Genomic DNA, 21,059 nt, shown 5'->3' on the forward strand with positions numbered 1-21,059 from the left:
GCGCAACGCCCGAGCCCAGCCCAAGACCGGCTTCGCCACCGACTCACCCATCCGCACCTGGACCCATTACCCGGCCAAGGTTGCATGACATAGCACTAGCCCTAGTACTCCAGTGCGACTTCGTGATCGGGTGTTTGGATGCCTCGGCGAGTGGACGTAATTGCCCGAGGTTGAGATTCGATCTGATGACCATCTGCTGTCAGCGGATCCGCCTGGCCGGGCGGTGATCCGGTGCTTGGGTGTCGGTATGGAGATCCTGGTTCTGGGCGGAACGGCATGGGTGGCTCGGGAGCTGTCGCGGCAGGCGATCGAACGCGGCCATCGGGTGACCTGCCTCGCGCGTGGCGAGAGCGGAGAAGTCGCGGACGGGGCGACACTGGTCGCCGCCGACCGGCGCGATCCGTCGGCGTACGAGCCCCTGCTCGACCGGGTATGGGATGCGGTCGTCGAGGTGTCGTGGCAGCCGGGTTTCGTTCGTGGAGCGCTCGACGTGCTGGGCGGCAAGGCCGGGCACTGGGTTTATGTCTCGTCCGGCAACGTCTACGCGTCCCACGCCACGCTGGGGGCGGACGAGTCCGCGGCCCTGCTCGCCCCGACTGACCGGAGCGAGGTCGACCACGAGTTGTACGGCGAGGCGAAGGTCGCCTGCGAGCAGGCGTCGACGGCCGCTGTGGGCGACCGCCTCCTCATCGCACGAGCCGGGCTCATCGGCGGCCCGGGCGATCACAGCGGGCGCTCCGGCTACTGGGTCGCCCGCGCTGCACGCGATCCGCGGGGGCCGATGCTGGTCCCCGACACACCGGCCGTGCCCACCCAGGTGGTCGACGTGCGGGACCTCACCTCCTGGCTGCTCGACTCCGCGGAGACGGGAACCACCGGCACATACAACGCTGTCGGCCCGGTCGTTCCGTTCGAAGAGTGGATCGAGCTGTCCCGTGCCGCCGGCGGGCACACCGGTCCGGTGGTCACCGCCGAATCGGCGTGGCTGCTCGCCAACGGCGTGGCCCAGTACATGGGGTCCGAATCGCTGGCGATGTGGCTGGTCGAGCCGGGCTGGGAAGGGTGGTCGGCCCGGGACGGGTCCTCGGCGCGCGCCGCGGGGCTGCGTCACCGCCCCTGGGCGGAGATGCTGGCCGACACGCTGCGCTGGGAACGCGAGCAGGGGCTGGACCGGGAAAGGCGCGCAGGCCTCAGCGCGCAGCGCGAGCGCGAGTTGCTCGACGCTCTCGGCTGACGGCGCTGGACCGGTCTCGCACCCGAGCGTCTGTACATGCTTGCTGGTGCGCGGCCTCGACCAGGCCGGCTTTGCGGCGGGCGTGCGGATCCACGCCGATGTCACAGCATCCCGCGCTGCATGTCTGGCCTGTGGCACCTCGTCCAGGCGGGTCCACAGTCGCTACGAGCGCTGCTTATCCGACCCCGCGATCGGCGGACAGGAGACGCTGATCTGCTTACGGGTGCGGCGATTCTTCTGTGACAACAACGAATGCACGCGCAAGACGTTCGCCGAGCAAGTCCCTGACCTGACCGTCGCCTACGCTCGCCGGACTCCACTGCTCCGGCGCCTGCTGGAGACGATCGCGCTCGCGTTAGGAGGCCGCCCAGGCGCCCGAATGACCCGCCACCTGGCCATCGGGGTGTCACGCACGACGTTGCCGCACTTGATCCGGACATTGCCGGTGCCCGAACCGGGCACGCTACCGGTGCTCGGGGTCGACGACACTTCGCGTTCCGCAAAGGCCACAATTACGGCAGCATCCTGGTCGACATGCACACCCGCCGACCCGTGGACCTGTTGCCAGACCGGCTATCCGACACCTTCGCCGACTGGCTACGCGCCCACCCCGGCGCCGAGGTGATCTGCCGTGACCGTGGCGGCTCCTACGCCGAAGGAGCCCGACTCGGGGCTCCCGAGGCCATCCAAGTCGCCGACCGGTTTCACCTGCTCTACAACCTGACCCACGCCGTGGACAAAGTGGTGCGCGCCCACCGCAAATGCCTGCGGGATCAGCCCGAACAGGACGCCGTCACACAGCCGGCGCCACCGACCGCCGTCACCGAAGGACGCAGAGCCGACCTGACCCGGCAGCGGTGGGCGGAAGTCCACGCCCTGTACGACCGAGGTGTCGGGGCCACCGCGATCGGCAAGGCACTGAACCTGGACGGCAAGACCGTACGCCGCTACGCCCAGGCCGCGACCGCCTCGGAACTGCTCACCCAAGTCGCCCGGCGAGGCAGCGAACTGGACGCCCACACCGACTACCTCACCCAGCGCTGGCAGGAAGGCTGCACCAACGCCGCCTGGCTGGCCAAGAACTGCGAGCCCGCGGTTACCGCGGCGCCGAACGGACCGTACGTCGGCTACTACAGAGCTGGCGCTCCGGCGCGATCCCGCCGACCGCCACCCCGATCTCGACACCCAAGCCCCGGCAGGTCACCGGGTGGATCATCCGCCCGGCCGCCGAACGCACCGAACAGGAGCAGACCGACCTGACACGGATTCTGGACCGCTGCCAGACACTGCGCAGGATCGACGAGTTGGTCAGCGACTTCGCCGGGATGCTCCGCCAACGCCAAGGAAGGCATCTCGATACCTGGATCGCACATGCGCAGGCCAGCGACATTCAGCAGATGCAAGGGTTCGCGGCCGGCCTGCTCAAGGACTACGACGCGGTGCGCAACGGACTCACCCTCGCCTGGAGCAGCGGCGCGGTCGAAGGTGCAGTCGGACGACTCAAATCGATCAAGAGGCAGATGTACGGCAGAGCCAACTTCGACCTCCTCCGGCGTCGAGTACTGCTGAATTCCTGACCAGTTCCCTGGCGAATCACGGACTTCATGCCAGAGCCACTTTTTCATGTCCGCCAGCAGGCCGCCGGCGGAGCACGCTGGCGGACCGGCTGAGGCAGGGCCGCCAGCGGCCGGTGCCGTGCATCGGGGTGGTGGTGATCGAGTCACCACCACCCCGACGTCGGTGCTGGCGACTCAGCCACGTGCCGCCGACGCGTGCCGCCGACTGGCGCCCCTGTCGTCGCCCGGCCTGTCGCCGGCGGCATCGTCGGTTTCACCAGCCACACCAGTGGTGGTGTCGCTGCTGGCGGTGTGACTCATCGCCAGCAGGGCGAAGCCGGACACCACCATGAGGCCGTCCAGGGCCAGCGGTCCGACGTGGGCGGCGAGGGTGCCGTAGCCCCAGGCGATCAGGACGTCGCGCACGTGGCCGTAGCTGATCACCGCCGCGCCGAGCGCCACGGTGCCGGTGCCGCCGAAACGGGCCAGCGCCCACTGGCGGCCCGGTTTCCACGGCACGCGGCTGAGTACCTCGACGCTGAGCAGCAGCGCGATCGGCCACACCGCCGACCCGACCTGGGAGGCCAGCGACGGAGACCAGCCCTCGGGCATGTGCTCGGCGGGAAGCCAGGTGTGCAGCACGTTGGCCGCCACCGACATCACCGACCCGAACACGAACCCCGTCCACGCCGCCACCAGCGCCCCCAACGCCGGCCGCAGCCCTGGCGACGGATGCCCTGGCGGCGCCTGCTCTGGCGACAGGTGGCCTGGCGTTGTCGGGCCTGGCGACAGCCCGGGGCCTGGCGACGACCGGCGGCCGCTCGCCGGCACCGCTCGTGACACGCCCCGCCGCGCCACCGTTGGGGCCCGCGCCACTGTCCCGGCAGCACCAGCACCGCCGCCACCGCCGGCGCCGCTCGGCATGCCACCACCCGAGGTGTCGCCAGTCGAAGCGCCGGCTGTCGACCCGACCGCCGACGCGTCGTCCGCCGGCGAGTCGCCAGGCCGGCGCTGTGGCGGGGAGGCCTCGCCAGCGACCGCAGCCGGATCGCCGGCGAGGCCGTCCGTCCCACCGCGGCCGAGGCCACCATCAGAATCACGGCCGGTCGCCGCCGGTGTCGGGGCGGGCGTCGGTGACGGCACCCGGAACGGCGGACGACCGTCCGGGGAGTCGTCATCGTCGATCACCGCCAACGCCTGGCGGACCCGATAGTCGGTGGCGCCGGTCTCCCGCACCAGCGTCGGTCGACCGGGCCGCGGCTGCCCGGCCAGGTCCGCACGCCGCAGCAGGTCCCGGACACGATCGACCAGTTCGACCTCGGCACGCTCCGCCGTGGAGGCGCTCATCCCGTCCTCCGCCCACCCGCGGCCGGACCGGGCCCGGAACCACCGGACCCCGGGTCGTCCGGTTCCTGCCCAGGGGTGTGCAACGGGTGGGTCCCCGCAGGCGCGGCCGGAGGCAGCGGTTCCAGCGCCAGCGGATGCGGCTCCCACGTCAACGCCTGCAACGCGGTGGCGACCTCACCCATCGACGCCTTGACGTACACGTGCGTCACACCCTGCCGGTTCGACGACGGCTCGGCATGTCCCGCGAACGCCCGCGCCACAGCGATACCGAAGTTACGCTCCACCCACGTCAACGTGGTGTGCCGCAACCAGTGCGCACTCACCCCCAACGTCCGCACGCTGTCCACCTGCCGACCGATGCGCCCCCACAGCGTCTCGTACCGCTTCTTCGTCAACGGCGACCCGTCGCGATCCCGCAGCACCCGGCTGGACTCCTCCCTCGCGCCGCGCGCGTGCGCATGCGCCTGCAGGGCCCGCATCAACCTCGGCGACACGGGCTGCCACCGCTGGGTGGACGCCTTCTCCCGCAACAGCACCAGACACTGCTGCGGATCCAGATCGCCCAGCCGCAACGCCAACGCCCCACCGGTGCGCGCCGCGGTCTCCAGGTGGAACCGCAGCAGCAACGCGTCCAACGCCCGGTCGTCACCGCTTCCGGTCGCCGCCCGCCGGATCTCCTCATACAGCTCCGGGCTCAACGCATGCCGCCGCGACCGGCCCTTGACCGGTCTGGGCACCCGCTTCACCGGGTTCTACCGATCCGACAGAAGTCCCTCCGCCACCGCGAACCGGTAGACCGCGCCCAACGCGTAGTAGGTGTGCAGCGCCGAACCCAACCCGCCGTTGCTCGACCGCCGCACCACCGCGGTCTCCCTGGCCCGCTCGAACAACCGCGACACCTCCTCCGGCGTCGGCTCGTCCAGCCGCCGCGGCCCCCACTCCCGCACCAACCGGTCCCAGTAAGTGCCGTAGACCCGCCGCGACGGCGGCCGCGACACCTCTACCACCCGCGGCACGAAATCCGCGAACGTGGGCACTACACGCGAACCCTCCCTCGCCCGCAGCAGGTCCTGCGGCCGCAGGTTCATCCGCTCCAGCCACTGCAACGCCATCTCCACGTCACGCGGATCGGCCGGCGGACCGTGCTCACCGCCCGTCACGCGAACCTCCCCGAACCGCGCCACGCCGGCCGTCCGCCGACCCCGGCAGCGCGGCACCGCGCCGCGACACCCGATCCTCCGGCGGCCCGCCGGCTAGCCGCCGATCACCCGACGACACGTCGGGTGGCGACTGGCCGGGCGAAGGACGGAAGGATGGTGACCGGTCGGGCGAAGAGCGGGGCGGCGACGGCGCACCGGCGTCGCGCGACCCGAAGCCGGACATCCCGGAGGGAGACCGGTCGGGCACCGCGTACTCGCCGACCGCGTGCATCCGGTCCACCAGGGACCGGGGATCGGGCAGTACGGGATCCAGCCGCTCCAACCCGTGCACCACCAGCGCCGACAGCAACGGCACCGCCACCAGCAGCACCCGCTCGCCCGCGGTGAACCCGCACCACTGCCGCACCGCCGCCGGCACCAGCAGCATCCCGCGCCCGGTCAACCGCGACCCGCCCGAGGCCGAACGCCGCGCCACCAGGGCGTGCCCGTCGGTCACACCCACAGCCACCCGCGTGCCCGACTCCCAGCCCAGCACGCCGAACAGCCACGCGTCGCGCAGCCGCCCGTCGGAGTCGAACGGCGCCACCCCGTAGCGCAACAGGTGACGATCCCGCGTCGCCGGCAACGGACCCGGCTCCGGCGCCGGGGTCCGCCGCCGATCCAGCGACCGCCGCGGCCGCAGGCCCGCAGACGAGGACGACACAGGGGAAGGCGACGCGGGGGAGGACGGCGGCGTCTGCCCGGGGAAGGGCGCGAGACCGGGCGGGATGAGAGGGGAACGGGTGAACGTGACGTCCGGGATGATCGGTTCACTCACAGTGACCACCACCCGTGGCCACACCCGGGAGAACAGACGAAACCCTGTGACGCGTGTCGCATCGCAGGGCCGTCTGGTACTTCGTATTCGTACGGGAGATTTCCCGCTCTACAGTGTCCGAGAGGTTTGCCCGAACACGCATCTGTGGGGAATCTCCCACTCCCTTAGAGGGGGAGTGGCTCATAAGTCCAGCTTAGCAGCGGCTTCGGACTCCTGTGAAGAAGTGGGAAATTCCCACTCAGACTTTCGTCTAGTGAAATTACCTTTCCGAGAACCGACCACAGAAGTAACCGCCAGTCGCGTCAGATGGCACTTGCTGTACTCGTCAAACCTTCCTGATTCGGTTTGCTCATTCGGTTGTGCCGAGAACCCTGAAGCACCTGGTGGCCAAGGGGGAGAGCAGTAGATCTCCCTCAGTGGTGGAGGACAACGGCCCGAACCAGCCAGCCACCCGCCTGAATACCTCTACCTCGGACGGTCCGCGTCCCGTCAGCTCCGAGAGATCCTTCGGCGCGCACGCCCCGTCGTACTCGACGAGGACGTCGATCAGTTGCTTCGCTTCGTCCCACCCGTCGAGCCCGGCGCCCGTCTGCCCCAGAAAGCTCCTGCACCACGAGGGATCCGACTGCGCCTCGCGAAGTCCATCCAGTGCGGTGACCACCGCACGGTCCGGGTTTTCCCCCCTCGCCATGACCTCGGAAGCGATCAGCTCCACCAGCAGCGGCCAGCCGTCGGTGAGTCCGAGCACTTGGTCGACGTACTCGTCGTCCGCGAGCCGCTCCAGAACCCCGTCACCACGCCAGTGGAGAGGCAAGGTGTAGGGGTCGTACCGCTGCAGCGACATGACGTGGTTCTCCGCCTCCGGTGAGGTCGCCAGTTCGCGCAGCCATGCCAGGTTGGGCAGACCCGCGACGAGCACTGCTGCGCGGGACGCGCCACGCGCTTGGGGGATTCCGATCCCCGCCTGACCACCTACCGCGTACTCGTACGCGCGCAGACACGTGTCCACCGCGGCGTGCGGGCGCAGGTCTCCGATGACCAGCGAGCGGTGGTTACCGTCGGAGCCGGTTTCGAGCTTCGTCTTGAACTCCTTCAGGGTCTTCATGTCGATGAGATCCACGTTGACGAGCTGGGACTGGAGCTCGTGAAGCGTCGGCACCACCTGGTCGACCCAGGTCGCCTCACTGCCGACCACCACCTTGGCGATGTTGCCCTTGCGGAGGAGCTGAGCGAGCTGGGCGTTGACCAGCGGGCGGCGGCGGTCGCCGGTCGCACGCACGGGCCGGTGCAGTTCCCTGGCCTGCCGCACGGGCAGCGCGGACCTCGGCAGCAGTTCTAGGCTCTGCGCCAGTTCATCCCTGGTGCCCAAAGCGCGCAGGACGGTCTCGTTGCGTATTCCCCTGCGATCGTGGTCGGCACTCGCGTCCGCGAGGATGCCCAGCCCCGCCAGTTCGTCGAGCAGTTGGCGGAAGGCGTCGAAATCGGTCTTCTCGAAACCACGTGGCCACGCCTCACGGCACCTGGTGAACAGCTGGGGATCGGGCATCCGCGCTTCCTGCCCGTGCTCGTAGGCGTGCAGCGCGAGTACGTTCGTGATTACCTTCGTCCGCCCGTCCAGGTCCAGGGTCAGCTTCAGCGCCCTGCGCAGTTCGCGCCGAGTTTCCGGGTCCGAGAGCACGTCGACGACCTGGGACGTGGTGATCCGCCATGGTGGGGGTGCGAGAGCAACCCGCGAGTTGCCCCGCGCCGCAAACTGGCGGTTGAGCAGTTTCTCCGCGACCAGTTGGATCAGGTAGGGCTGGTAGCTGCAGTGGAGCAGGATCTGCTGCGCGTCGTCCACGTCCAGCCGGTAGCCGAGCGCGGCGAGGGGTTCGGTGACCAGGTCGTAGGCGGGCTGCGATTCCAGCGGCCCGATCCTCAGGTGGCCGGTGGGGCTGAGCGGGCTGTTGCCCACCGAGTAGTGCTGGACGGAGTGGAGGCCGGCGAAGACGACCTGGCAGCGGGAACTCGTTCTGGTCTTCAGGTCGAGCAGCCTGCTCACGTTGGAGAACTTCGGCGCGTCCCCGTCGACGAACCCCTCGGCTTCGTCGAGCAGGATCAGCAGCCGTCTGTTCGACCTATCGTCCAACCAGCGCTGGATCGAGCGGGGAACCGCGTCCTTCAGGCTTCCCTTCTGGGAGCCAAAGGTCTTGCCGATGCCCTTGCCGGTCAGGCGCTGAGCGAGTTCGGCCCACACGAGGTCTGGGTTCTCGTCGATTCCCGGCAAGCGGTCGACCTCGAACCACACCACCACGAGGGTCTTCCCGTCTGCTTCGCTCTCGACCTCGTGCATGAGTGCGCTCTTGCCCATGCCGCGCCCGCCGTAGATGATCGAAGGAGCCTTACCCGGTTGGAGCAACCGCCCCTTCTCCTGTTCCCTGCCGTAGAACATCTCGGCGGGGACGTCCGCCGTCTTCTCCGACCTGAACGGCTGCGTCGCGCTGAACGGCAAGCTCAGCCTGACGAACGCGTCGTACTTCTCCCGGCGGGTCGCGATCCAGGTGAGCAGCGCGTCGTCGAGCAGCACAGCGGCCCGGCGGGACGGGTCCCACCACAGGGCCGCCAGCTCAAGCCTGTTCTCAGCAGAGAGAGTTCCGAGATAGCAGACGATGAGGGGCAGCGAGGACTGGTCCGCTTCGCGCCACTCGTCCAGTTCTTTCGTGGTCGGTTCGTTCCACACCACCAGGAGCCGGTATCGACCTCTCGCGATCGACCCGAGCGCCGGGACCGGGGAATCACCCGTGATCGACGCCTCGACTTCGAGGTAGCGCCGCCCTCGGGCCCACACCTTGAAAGAGGTGGTGCTCGTCAGATGGTCGACGTTGACCGCCCGGATGTCCAGGCCCACGAGTCGGAGTGCGGGCAGGAGGGTGTCGGGTACCCGGCTTGACTGCCACCCGCCTGTGAATAGCGCACGCAACCGGACCCAACCCTGAAGACCATTCGCGACTTCATCTCGAACGGCCTCCGAAAGCGGCTCGACGGGCAGCGCGGGGTGCGCCGAGCCGTTGCGCACGGCTGAGATCAGCTCGTCGTCGATGCCTCCCGCGAGCACGTCGACACCTGCGGGGTAGAACGCCTCGAAGTCGTTCTCCTCTCGCTTGTGGAAGAAGTAGTCCCCGCTTTCCAGGTGCGCGAGGTCGTCATCGGCGAGGTCTGTCCTTCCCCGGGTGATCCGGTTCCGGATCTGGGAGGCTTTCTCCCCCGGGCACCGGTCGGCGAGGTCGTCCAACCTGTCGTGCAAGCGCTGTGCCTCTGCCTGCCGCAGCCGGACGATCCGGCTTTCGACCGCGTTGAGCGACTTGGACGCCGTTCGCACGTCGCCGTCAGCCTCGTCCAGCACGCTCAACGCGCTGTCCACCAGACCGACCAGCTGGGCTTCGGTCACCGCGTCGAGCGACATCGGGACCTGGACGGCGGCGTTCGTTGTGGCGAAACCGCCGATGCCCGCCCTGAGCAGCTGGCGCCGCGTTTCCCTCAGGTCCGCCTTGAGCCGGGTGACGCGCTCCGCCCGGATCTTCGCGAGTCTGGTACGCGTCGCACCGCGCTGTGGCTCTTGGACGACGGCGACCAAGGCGGCTCCGGTCGCGAAGTCGTCCGCATCGGCTTTCGCCAGAGCGGTGGCTATCAGGTCGCAGCCGGTGTCAGGGACGTTCAGGAGTTCAGTGGCCCGTTCCAGGGAGGTGCGTCCAGGGGGAGGATCCGTCCAGTGGCGCTGTCCCAAGAGGCACCGGACAGCGAGAGGAGCGGGAAGTCCAGCACCGGGAATGGAAGCCGCTCGACCTCCGACGTGGCCACGTTCCCGCCGATGAGGTCGGCAAGTCGGGTGAGTGCGGCTCGCGCGGCACGTGCGGCAGCCGCGACCAGTGGTTCCGGGTCACCCTCGTGCCCCGCGATCAGATCGGCCACGGCCACGACCCCGGTGAGCAGGGTCGCCTTGAGCTCACCGAGCTGGAGTTCGTCGTGGTTGTTCGCGCTTGAGACGCTGTGTCGTTCGCAGGCTTCGACCCACCGCTCCACGGCAGTGACGTCCTCGCGCAAGGTCGACAGCATCTCCTGCCGGACCGCGCCTGAGATCACCTTTCCCGCAGGCTGTCGGTGGGCCTTGGCGTCGGTGTCGATGAGCCGTTCGAGGGCGGACGTCTCGTTCAGCTTCCCCAGCACCGCCTTGACGGCTTGGACGTGTGCACGACGGTCGTCCGCCGCGGCGAGCAGGGCGTCGCCGAGAGTGCGCGGTTCTTCAGTCGGGAGAGCGGCCGGCGCTCGCAGGCGCGCCAGGACGCCGGCGCCTCGGGCAAGACGCATCTGCCGCTGGACACCCGCGCGTTCGCGGGCGTGCGCGGAGGCGGTCGGGACGTCATCATCTGCTCCCGCCGACGCCAGTGCGGCCACTCCTCTGCCCACGAGCATTCCCCTGCGGACCGATTCGCCTGCGGCACGGGCGAGCGAGCCGGTGTGTTCATCCATGTGGTCGGCCAGGTCGACGAGGAGGTTCCCCGCGCTGAAGTTCCCCGTCATCACAGCGGCGGTGAGCGCGGCCCCGGTGGTCAGTGACCTCGCCGCGTTCCCCTCGACGAGCAGGGTGGCCTTCGCAGTCCTCATGAACTCGTCGAGTTCCGGTTCGTGGACATCTCCGGGACCGGTCACCGAGAAGGCCAGCGCAGCCAGTCCTGCGGCTTCGGCCAAGGCCGGGTCGTGCGGCTGGAGGAGGTGGTGCGCCAGGGCGAACTGCCCGTGGTCGAACCAGGCCACCGCTTTCGCGACGATGTCGGGATCGAGGCGATCGGCGGAGGTGGTTCCAGGACGCTCGTGACCCTGAGGTTCCGCCACAGGGGATGGAACGGGGGATCGCGTGGACCTCACCGCACGGCCTTTGACTGCCTTGGCAGGGAGCGTGGTGCTCGGTGCTGAAGGTTCCTCCAGCGCTGGCGACCGGAGTTCCGGTGACGATTCTGGTAGAGCGGGAGCGACAACCGCGTCCTGCACGCTTGGCGTGTCCTCGGCGGGGGTCGGTGCTGCCGCGCCCGCCGCAGCGTGCGCGTCCGCTTCAGGAGGGATGACCACCCGGCCCCGCACAGCGGCGGTCAGCAAAGGCAGGATCTCGTTGGGGGCTGTTTCCCTGAGCCGCTCGTAGCGGACCTCGACCTCCGAGTCGTCGCCGTCATCCCCTGCGGCGTCGAGCGCGAGGCGCACGACCGCGGTGAGCAGGTCAGCATCGGCGCGGTCTTGCTCTGTGGCGGGTGGCCAACGGTCGAGGACACCGTTGACCAGACTCAGCACGACCTCCAACGCCTTGGCCGCACCACCGGGAACCTCCGCGCCCAGCAGTCTGCGGATCACGGTCACCTCGTCCGAGGAACGGGCTATCCGCCGCACGGCCGCGTCGATGGAGTCGAGCGCGGGCTCGACCTCGTGGGCGGACCGTTCCTCCAGCGCGGACGCCACATCGAGCAGCTTGTGCCTGACGGCTGTGAGCTCGGCCAAGTCGGACTCGGTGGGAGCCAGTCCGCGTTCCAGCCCGCTGAGGACGCTGCGGCAGGTCACCACAGCCCGTTCCACGGCCCGGTGAGCGGCCTCCGCGAGTTGGGCTGCTGCGCCCTCCGCTTCCTCGGCACCGCCTGCCACGGCTGCCCAGAACTCCCGGATCGCCGCGCGCGAGATGTCGTTGACGAGCAAGAGGTTGAGCGCGGCTGCGTCGTACTCCTCCAACCAGGTCAACGAGATGGCGAGGAACGGGGACTTCGGTTTCGGGCATAGGGCGACAGCGATGGCGCGGACCGACGAGGTCGTCGCGTCCTTCCCCAGCCACTCGGTTCCCTTGCTCGCCGACTCGATCAGTACGTCCCGCACGGGTCGGGTGAGGTCATGGGCCACTCGTCTCGCGAGTTCCTTCGACGTGTTCAGCCCACTCCGGAGTTTCACGGCGAAGTGGGCCTGCTGCAGGAGAGTTGGTCTGCGCTTGCTGTCGCCGGGAAGTCCGAGGCTCTTGAACAGGCGGCGCTGCTCGGCGATCGGCAGGTCCACCAGCAGCGCCTTCCAGGTGTCGTCGTCCACCTCGTGGAGCAGCCGGTCACACTGGTCCAGCACGTCTGGCATCACCGCTTCCGCGAGTGCGCGCACCGCACGGACGATGGACTCATCGGAGGCTGTGAAATCCACATCGACGCCTCTGAGCTGGATCGCCTTGATGAGGCGGTCGCTCCGCCCTTCACTTGACAAGGTGGAACTCCTCACGCGATGCCCGTGCACCGCACTCGACAGGTCGTTGCTGGCGAACACCGGTCAGGATCAGCCGACTTTGGACGCTCTTCCACGGTGCTTGCGCTTGCCGGAGGACTCCCTCACGAAGGTGATCCGAGGGGACAAAGTCGCGGGGTCCAGTCCCATCTTCCGCGCGTAGAGGACCGCGAGTTCCCGCTGCTGTGGCTGCTGCCCCATCGGTACCGAGCGCAGGTGACCACGGCGCAGGAAATCCTCTCCGGACGACGAGACACCGCTGTCGGCTCTTGGCGCCCGGCTCGGACGATCGGCAGGTGTGGGGTGCAGACCGAGCACGAGTGCGAGGTCGCTCGACGCGGGTTTCTCGCGAGCGCAGGACTCCGCCTTCCACTCCGCGTCCGCCTGGTCCGTCTTCCTCGGTGTCAACCAGTCACCCTGGACATCGTGCTGGTGCAGCAGCACACCCCAGTTCAGGCGCACTGCCCCCTGGTCGGTGATGAACTCTTCCAACGCGTCGCACACGTCCAGCGGGGACAGCGATTCTGAACCGTCCACGCGCTTCTCCGACAACACCTTCTCCACGAATGTCGTCAGAGGGACGAAGAGTTCCGGCTTGCCGGGGCCGACGCGTAGACCGAACGTGCGGAAGAGCTGTCGCACCAAGGACTTGGTGAGCACGCCCTCCCCGGTTTCATCGTCGGTCGGGTCGATCAGGTGGCGCAGCAGCACAGCCGAGTCGAACAAGTAGTCGATGGGGATGCCCTCGACGTCCACCGGCTCGTCCAAAGCCGTGCTGGTCACCCTTACCTGGAAGCTGTCCGTGCACCAAGAAGCTGTCAGGCGAATGCCGGAGAACATGCCGTCGGGCCAAGAGACGCCATGGAGCTTGGCACCGTCCAAGCGCGTTCGCTGACGTCGCTGCTTCGGGTCGAGTTCCGTCCCGGGATGGCTGACATCCAGTTGAAGGTTGGCGTCAACGGGCAGTTCGGAACGCATGGCTTCCGCGACCTTCGGCGTGAGCGGCAGGGTACCGGCCTCCAGGTGCCTGGGACCGAGGACGAACTTCCAGCACAGCGTCGTGTCGTCCACGTGGTGATCGCGCACCGCGGCCCCGTCAGCGTATTCGTGCTCCTCTTCGATCTGTTCCGCAGCAGGGACTTCCTCGGGCGTGCTGTCGTCAACGATCAGGACTTCTGGCTGCTGCGATTCGCTTTCCACCGGACTTCCACCGCGAGCGGGCTCGTCGGCGGATACCGGTACGCCCTCTTCGACGCGCTCGTCCTCGATGTGGCCGGTGGTTCCCAGCCATCCGAGTGCCAGCGGCAGGTCGACCTCCTCCAGCAGTTCCTCCGCAACGGATTCCGCGACAGCCCCACGCCAGACCCCACCGCCCTGCCAGGCGTCGTCCAAACGGACGTGGACAGCGGTGCCGCCGATGGTCATAGCACCTCCGTGCTTGCGCGTCAGGTATTCGACGAGGTGTAGCTGGGCGCAGACCAGGGTGGTCGAGTAGCGCGGTCCGCGCAGTGCGTCGGCGGGCAAGTGCGGATCCGCCGGATCAGGGACGTCGGCGCGAAGAGCAGGACCGATGGCGAGGTAAGCAGGTCGGGCAATCGGAAGGCCGAACCGGCGTTTATGGGCAGGCAGGCAAGCGCGTGCGATGGCGCGGGAGAAGCGCTCTACATCGGCAGGGTCGACACCGCGGGTGTCCTCCTCGCCAGCCAACCAGCGCTCGTAGACCTCCGGGTGCAGGTACATCTCGCGCCAGCGGCGCATACAGGTCGCGTCCAGCAAAGCCGTCAGCACGTCGAAAACGGAGTGCAGGGTCTTCGCCAGTTCTTGCGCGTCGTCGACCGGACCCAGTTCGCGCAACGCCTCGCGCACTTCTGCTGTCCGCTGCCGAAGGAGGTGGGAGACGTAGAGCCTCGTGTCGTCCAGTTCGGCTTGCTCGTCGTTGGTGTATGAGACGCGCACGACGAGGTGACCTTCGTCGGTCAGCGTCTTTCCGAGGAGTCTGCGCAGCTTGCTGGGTTCTCCTGTCCCGAGAGCCGTGGCGTCGACCACCAGTCGTTCGGTCAGCACCACACCGCCCTCTCCGTCGCTCCGCGAAGTGGACAGCGCAGGGTTCTCTGCGCCGGCGGGAGCTCCGGACAGCCACGGGGGACAAGTACCGCCCATACTCAGCGCTGGGTGCTCACCGTGCCGGAACACGACCTCGCACAGCTGCGGCTTACCGCCGGTCGCCAGGCGGGCCAAGGAACCGGCTGGCAGTGGGTCGACCACCGCGTTCACCGTGACAACAGGGAGCGTCTCCAGATCGAGCAGTTCGGGGCTGTACTGCCCGCTGTCGAGGTCGTACCCGAAGGCCAAGGCGTTGAAGGCGAGCGGGACGCTCAGCGGGAGGCGTCGCGATCTTGCCAGTTCGCGCAGGAAGAGGACGGTCTCCGGGAACGAGTCGAGATCGCTGGTGAGGAGGTCCAGCGGAAGCACTCCGGTGCGCGGTACCGACGTGGTCGTCATGCTCTTCCCCTCCTGCTCTGCCCACCACGAGCACCTCGGGTGGAATTGGTAGTCGTCCTGGCCAACTGCTGCTCGCGCACGGCGGTCCCCGCTGCCACCAACCTGTCGATCGCCAGGTCCACTTCGCGTCCGGTTACGTCGGGGTGTGCGCCGAACTGAGGTACCTCTCGGAGCCAGCGCGGTAGCGGTCGGTAGGTGGAGAGGCGTGCCACCCACTCGCGGTCCTTACCCGTGAGCACCGATGTGATCCGGCGCGCGGTCAGCCCTCTGAACGCCGCGGCCAACAGCCTCGCCACACTCGCGTCCAACCGCGCCGCCCTCGTCGCGCTGTCGACCGGAGCGGGACGGGTGCTCCCATGGACCAACGCGTTCAGCGGCGTTCCCTCCACGGTGCCGGGCCCGCCTTCGGCGCCCGCGCACACCGAGCAGCGGACCCGGTCAGTCGCGCAGCACCCATCGGGCACCTCGACGTTGAAGTACTGGGCCAGGCGAACGTTCAGGCACGTGCGCTCCCGTCCGAAGAACCGGTGCAGGTGGTCGGCTTCGGCTCGTGCTCGCGCGATCTTCCCCTGCACCCTGGCCGCATACGCGACGGGCAGCACCGGTTCGGCCTCGTTCACCAGGGTGCGCTCCGCCAATCGGACCGCGATGAGCATCCTGTCGTTGGGGCGCTGCGAGACGTCCAGAGCTGCGCTGTCGTGCAAGTCGCACAACACCAACCACAACTCCGCAAGCCCCGGAACCGCCTCGGCGATCCCGTTGTGGGCGCAGGCGTGATCAGCCAGGAGATAGCCGCGTAGCGCCTCCAGAGGAGCGACTGCCTGGGACACGTCGCTCTCGCGCAGGGGCATGCGCATGACCGCGTTCACGACGGCTTGTGCCAACCCTTCCTCCGGAAGTCTGGTCCCCGGCCGCACCGAGACGATCGCGGGGACGTCACCTCCGTCGAGGACCACTCCCAGGTCCGCGAGAGCGGCGACCGCTCGGGTGATGCCAACCGTCCACTCCTGGACCAAACGGGTTTCCCGAGCTTGAGCGGGGGAGAGCACGCCTCCGTCGACGTCCTGCTCCAGCAGGTGCCGCACCACCGACCGCACGTCCAGGCGTCCCGTCCTCGCGATGCGCAGCACGGTGATGCCGAAACGCCTCAACAGCGCGGGGTCGAGGTCGAGCTGGGCCATCCACTCGGCGGTCCCCAAAGTTCGACTGGTGGCGTATGCCAGGGCGTGCGTGGTCACCTCCAGCTGGTCCGGTTCCTTCCCCGCCACGTCGCGACCACCACGTCCGAGTTGCTGGTAGAGCGCGGCGAGGTCGGTGGGCGGGCTGGCGCAGAACACGGTGCGCACGTCGTCCCGGTCGACGCCGAGCCCAAAGGCGGACGTGGCCACGACGACCATCCGCGCGGCGCCGTCCTGGACCCTGCCCGCCTCCTTGAACTCGAGGCTGACCGCCGCTTTGTCGATCTCGGCGAGCCTGCCGTGGAACTTGCGCAGCAGAACGGGGCGACCGTCCAGATGGTCGCGAAGGTGTGCGTGGAGCCAATCGGTCTGCCGGACGGTCAGGCAGTACACGATGGTATGGCCGCTCTCCGCGTCGACGATCTGCTCGGCGAGCGCCGCCATCGATCGACGGGAGCCGTTCCTGATCGCGCGACGACCCAATGTCAGTTCCGGGCGGATCGGGTTCGCCCGCACAACCACGAGGTCCGAGGGAGAACCGACGGCCGCGCTGTCGGCACCGGGAACCAGACCGATCAAGACCTCCTCGCGCAGCGTGTTCTCGATGGTCGGCGTGGCGGTGGCGGTGAGGGCCTGGAGAACGAGTTCTCCGGGCCCTGCCATGGCGCGCAGCTCACGCAGGAGGGCACCCGCCCGCCGGAAGCTGGGCCTGAAGTCCTCGCCCCACTGCACATAGGTGTGTGCCTCGTCGATGGCGACCCGGCGGAGGGCGCCTGAGCTGACCCCTCGTTGGAGCGCCTGCCTGAATCTGGCTTGCGCGAGCCGTTCGGGACTCACGTAGACGATCTTGATTCCGTGTCGGGTGTCGCCGCTGAGCGCTTCCACCACCTCGGTGCGGCCGGTCCGGCTGACCGACTCGGGGAGGCTCGCCACCAGCGCGCGGACCGCACCGCCGATGGTGTGGTTGAGACCGAGCGCCTGGTCGTGCATCAGGCTGATCAGTGGGCTGACCACGACTGTGACGCCGGGGAGCACGAGGGCGGGCAGTTGGTAGCAGTAGCTCTTGCCGTACCCGGTCGGCAGGAGGGCGAGGCTGTCACGACCGCCGGCGACGGCCTTGATGACATCGCGCTGCTGTTCTTTGAGCGTGCGCGGCTCACCAGCGAGCAAGCTCGCCACCTGCTCGCAGCGGCGGACGACCTCGGCTTCGAGAGTGCCCGCGAGCCGGTGCGCGGAGACTTCCTCTTCGGTCAGCTCCAAGGCGCGGATCGCGAGCGTGGCGGGCAGGAGCGTGTGCTTGTCCAGGGCACGGGTGGTGGTCAGCTCCGCGACCCGGTTCCGGGGGAGGACACCTGCCTCGGCCAGGAACGGCCAGATCCGCGCCCATGCCTGTCGCATCGTGACCACGTTGCCACCGGCGGGTTCCCCGGTGTCGGGGTCGGGCAGGAGCAACCCTTCGTCCAGGCTGCCGAGGAAGACCTGTCGGTAGAGCCTGCGCAGTGGCAGGTCCCCGGCCAGTTTGCGGTCGCTGATGACCACGACCCCTCGCCCGAGGTGGTTGCGGATCAGCCGTCCGACCGCCTGGCGCAGGTCGAGCGCGGCCAGCGGCAGGTAGTAGGTCGCGTTCGCGTGCTGGTCCGGATCGTCGAGCCCTTGCTCCTCTGCGGCCCTGCGCACCGATTCGCGCCGGGCGGCGATCACGGGGTCGGTGAAGACGGAGAACGGCAGCTTGTTGATCCACACCAAGTTGTTGCGCCCCGGCTCGCTCACGTCGACGCCGGTCCACAGACCGCGGGTTCCGACCAGCACGCCTCCGTGGTGTGGCTCGTCGCCGGTGAACTCGGCGACGGCGCGCGCTGTGCCGAGCACGACCTGGTTGTGCACGGGCACCAGACGACTGTCCTCGGCGTGCAGCAGGCCCAGCTCGTCCGCAATTCCACCTGCGGCGTTGCGGCTCGTTGTCAGCACCATCGCGCCGTGCATCCACGGTCCAGCGCTTCCCAGGCGTTCTTCTTCCCCGTCGTCCGCGAGCCTGGTCACCTCCCTGGTGAAGCCCGCTATCTGGTGCGCGACCGTGCGCATGGCCTGTCGCGGTTGCTCCGCCCAGGAGGGGAAGTCGGACAACGCCACCAGACGGGCCTGGGTTCGGTAGTCGAAGGGACCGGCCAGTTCCAGGACGTCCGCGTCGGGCAGTCCGAGTCGAGCGCGGGTGTAGGCCCACCGGTCCGCTCCCGGTGTCGCGACCGTCAGGGTTGCCGAGAGCAGCGCCGTCCGCTTGAACGACGACAGGAAGCTCTGCCATGTCGGGTCGTTCGGCAGCTCGATCGGACTTGCGGCGACGCGGACCCGGTAGTAGGCGAGGCCGCGACGATCGAGCTGGCCGGTCTCCGCCGCGAAGACGACGCGGTCCGGAACCACCGGGGACGCCTCGACCCCAGGCAGACCGACGATGGTCAGCTGCACCGCGTCGACCTCGTCGGTCGCGCTGTCCTCGGCTTCGTCCAAGTCCGCGTCCGGGGCGTCGGAGCCACCGGGAGAATCCTGCGGTTCCCGGTGGTGGCCGAGGTCGGCGGGGAGCAGCCCGAGCAACGTGTCTTGGAGCTGTTCTGCGTTACCGCGCAGTGAGGACAACCGCTGGAGGGCGGCGGAGATCCTCTGGAGGTCGAAGACATCGACGACGGTCCTGGCCACGTCGACCAGGTCACGGAGGCGGGCGAGCACCCGTCCGGATTGCCCGACGAACTCACCCATGATCCGCCCCACGACACGTGCGTCGCGCGCCGCCTTCTCACCGGTGTGGGGACTGGCCAGGGTGAGCGTGCGACTGCCGATCTGCGACTGCCCGGCTCGGGTGTCCATGATCCGGGACAGGGTCCGGCGCAGCCGCCCTTCTCCCCACCACTGGAACAGCTCCGCCAGTGCGGTTTCGGTCGGTGCGGTGAGCTGGGGCTGGTGCAGGTCGACGAGGAGGTGCTTGAGGGAGGCGAGTACGTCGTCGACGTCGTCGGCGGTCAGTTCGGCGGACAGTGCGTCCGTCGCGGCGTTCTCCAGCGCGTGCGCCTCGTCCGCGATGAGCGGCGTGGCGTCGGCGCGTGATGACAGCTCCTCCCAGTGCGTCAGCAGGAGTGCATGGTTGGCGATGACGAGCCGGTGCGCGGACAGGGCTTCCCACACCTCGTCGGTGTGCGCGGCGAGTGGTGTGCTCTTCGGGTCGCGCCACTCGCCGTGAGCGGACTGGCTGAGGCTGGCAGCCCACACTGGCAGTGATGAACCGCAGTAGGCCTGGAAGAACGTCGGGAGGTCGACGGGATCGGTGCTGTGCGCAGCCCAGCGGTAGGTCTTGCTGCGTTCCGGGTGGACGAGGCGGAGAAGGACGAAGACGAGCAGCTCACGGAAGCGGGTGAACTCGGCGAAGCGAACAGGTTGCCCGGCGCCTTCCGCATCGGTACTGGTGGCGTCGGCGAGGGTGTGGACCAGTCCGCGCAGGCTCAGCCGGTTGCTCGAGCCCTTGACCACGTCGGTGGTCTCCAGGAGACCTCCGATCTTCTTCGCCAGCTTGGCCAGCTCGTTCGCGAGCTGGCTCTGCAACTGCTTGGTGTGGGTGGAGATGATTGCGCGGTGCTCCGGATCGGTCGCGAGCCAGTTGAGGGCCGCGGCCAACGCCGAGAGGCTCTTGCCCGTGCCGGTGGGTGCTTCCACGAGAACCGGACGGCCCGCATGCGCGGCATCCGTGATGGCCTGGGCGACCTGTTCCTGCGCAGGGCGGGGTTCCATCCGGCGCTCGTGCAGCACTTGGGCCAATGCCGAAGGGGTGATGCCGTGCTGGTGGTCGATCAGGCCGGCGGGCACCACGAGTGGCCTCCGCACAGCTCCACGTCGGGGGTGTTGTTCTGCGAGCAGGATGTTCAGCAGCTCACTGATCTCGGCCACACCGGGGCGCCCGCCGGTCCTCGGTGGGGCGGGGAGGAGCGCGAAGACGAGTCGCCACGCCGGGCTGTCCTTGCCGATCAGCAGAAGCAGGTCCAGCAATCGTGGATCGAGTTCCACGACCTTACGAGCGCAGGCAGCCAGGAGGTCGGCGAGCAGAGCGGCGTCGTCCAGCGCGTCGTGGGCCACGCCGCGGCGTTCGATCCCGATCGCGTCGGCGAGCTGGGCCAACTGGTGGCTGCGCGCAGTGGGCCACAGGCAGTTCGCCAAGTACAGGCCATCCACGCGTGCCGCGTCGAGCGGCTTGAGGTTCGTCGACGCGAACGCCTCGTCCAGAACAGGAAAGTCGAGCTGTTCGCCGTTGTAGGCGACCAGGACGTCAGCGCCTTCCGCCCACTGCGCAAATTGGGATAGCGCGTTTTCGGCTGGGATCGCCTCGACGGCGTGCCGCGCCCGGCGGCGGGGTGGCACCTCGTGGCCGTCGGACAACTCCAAGAACCTCTCGAAACTACGACCTTCTGCCACCCAGTCGACATCGTCGCCGGTCTTCACCGCGCCGATCTGCCAGATCTGTCGTGTCAGTGCTCCGCCGTCATCGATCTTGGCGCGGACAGAGGTCTCCAGATCGACCACGACAACGCGCACAGCGGCGTTCTTGTGCCCACGAGACGACTGCGCCTGATGCTCGGGCTCAGCGCTCGTGTTTACGGTCGAGGCCGAGATAGAGGGCTGCGGCTCGTGTGCGGCTCCAGGGGCTCTCAGCAGGGTGAAGCTGCCATCTGGCTCCACGAGCAGCTCACCAGCTTCGCTCGCTCGGCGCAGCATGGCCCGGGCCGCCTTGGGGACCGAGGGAACGTGCGCCTTGGCGAGAACGCCGCAAACGTCTTCCAGCCTTCCTCGCACCAGCCCCGCCTTGCGAAGCAGTCCCGTCAAGCGCGTCACCAAGTGGGTTCAGCCAGCCCTTCGTTCAGATTTGCAGGGGGTAACTGGTAAGTGACTCAAATGAACAGAGCGGCCATGAAAGAACGCATGAATCGTGACCGCGCAACTCACAACCGCGCC

Annotated in this window: 11 protein-coding genes and 1 pseudogene; 4 read left to right on the forward strand and 8 right to left on the reverse strand. The window is 68.6% G+C overall.

The genetic code is table 11. From position 1 onward, the window contains the following. Positions 1–247: 247 nt before the first annotated feature. The 4 genes and pseudogenes from ADK67_RS36655 to ADK67_RS52925 all read left to right on the forward strand — a co-directional run bounded on the left by ADK67_RS36655 (position 248) and on the right by ADK67_RS52925 (position 2,811). On the forward strand, positions 248–1,234 hold the full coding sequence (locus ADK67_RS36655) for an NAD-dependent epimerase/dehydratase family protein (RefSeq protein WP_053721165.1): 987 nt from the start codon (positions 248–250) through the stop codon (positions 1,232–1,234). A gap of 82 nt (positions 1,235–1,316) precedes the next feature. Continuing rightward, a pseudogene (locus tag ADK67_RS55485) lies at positions 1,317–1,469 on the forward strand (transposase family protein); the annotation flags it as partial. A 203-nt stretch (positions 1,470–1,672) separates the two neighbouring features. Then, a complete protein-coding gene (locus ADK67_RS49745) occupies positions 1,673–2,494 on the forward strand; it encodes a transposase (protein ID WP_269436120.1) in 822 nt (273 codons plus the stop codon). An 8-nt stretch (positions 2,495–2,502) separates the two neighbouring features. Next, positions 2,503–2,811, forward strand: coding sequence for a transposase (locus ADK67_RS52925; RefSeq protein WP_231648535.1), 309 nt, complete (start codon positions 2,503–2,505; stop codon positions 2,809–2,811). 174 nt (positions 2,812–2,985) lie between these two features. Here the strand turns inward: ADK67_RS52925 and ADK67_RS52930 are convergent, their stop codons facing one another. The 8 genes from ADK67_RS52930 to ADK67_RS36700 form a co-directional block, all read right to left on the reverse strand. Next, positions 2,986–3,486 carry a DUF2637 domain-containing protein gene (locus tag ADK67_RS52930; protein WP_053721167.1) on the reverse strand — a complete coding sequence of 167 codons (501 nt, stop codon included), beginning with the start codon at positions 3,484–3,486 and terminating at the stop codon, positions 2,986–2,988. 647 nt (positions 3,487–4,133) lie between these two features. Further along, on the reverse strand, positions 4,134–4,874 hold the full coding sequence (locus tag ADK67_RS48385; RefSeq protein WP_082404359.1) for a tyrosine-type recombinase/integrase: 741 nt from the start codon (positions 4,872–4,874) through the stop codon (positions 4,134–4,136). Positions 4,875–4,889: 15 nt separating this feature from the next. Further along, positions 4,890–5,297, reverse strand: coding sequence for an integrase (locus ADK67_RS48390; protein ID WP_157621225.1), 408 nt, complete (start codon positions 5,295–5,297; stop codon positions 4,890–4,892). After that, positions 5,284–5,895, reverse strand: a complete 612-nt coding sequence (locus ADK67_RS36680; RefSeq protein ID WP_157621228.1) for a hypothetical protein — start codon at positions 5,893–5,895, stop codon at positions 5,284–5,286. Before ADK67_RS36680 ends, ADK67_RS48390 begins: the two co-directional genes overlap by 14 nt. 568 nt (positions 5,896–6,463) lie before the next feature. Next, the gene (locus ADK67_RS36685; protein WP_053721169.1) at positions 6,464–9,727 is read right to left on the reverse strand and encodes an AAA family ATPase; all 3,264 of its coding nucleotides are present in this window, start codon (positions 9,725–9,727) and stop codon (positions 6,464–6,466) included. A gap of 80 nt (positions 9,728–9,807) precedes the next feature. Then, on the reverse strand, positions 9,808–12,432 hold the full coding sequence (locus ADK67_RS36690; protein ID WP_053721170.1) for a hypothetical protein: 2,625 nt from the start codon (positions 12,430–12,432) through the stop codon (positions 9,808–9,810). 9 nt (positions 12,433–12,441) lie between these two features. Continuing rightward, a complete protein-coding gene (locus tag ADK67_RS36695) occupies positions 12,442–14,892 on the reverse strand; it encodes a hypothetical protein (protein ID WP_157621231.1) in 2,451 nt (816 codons plus the stop codon). Next, a complete protein-coding gene (locus ADK67_RS36700) occupies positions 14,889–20,642 on the reverse strand; it encodes a DEAD/DEAH box helicase (protein ID WP_053721172.1) in 5,754 nt (1,917 codons plus the stop codon). Before ADK67_RS36700 ends, ADK67_RS36695 begins: the two co-directional genes overlap by 4 nt. Positions 20,643–21,059 lie beyond the last annotated feature (417 nt).

This window comes from Saccharothrix sp. NRRL B-16348 (assembly GCF_001280085.1).
In the GTDB taxonomy this organism is placed as follows: domain Bacteria; phylum Actinomycetota; class Actinomycetes; order Mycobacteriales; family Pseudonocardiaceae; genus Actinosynnema.

Excerpts from the sequence above, each read along its gene's own strand:
- ADK67_RS36655 (WP_053721165.1), top strand. The coding sequence starts at position 248 with ATGGAGATCCTGGTTCTGGGCGGAACGGCATGGGTGGCTCGGGAGCTG.
- ADK67_RS36695 (WP_157621231.1), bottom strand. The coding sequence starts at position 14,892 with ATGACGACCACGTCGGTACCGCGCACCGGAGTGCTTCCGCTGGACCTC.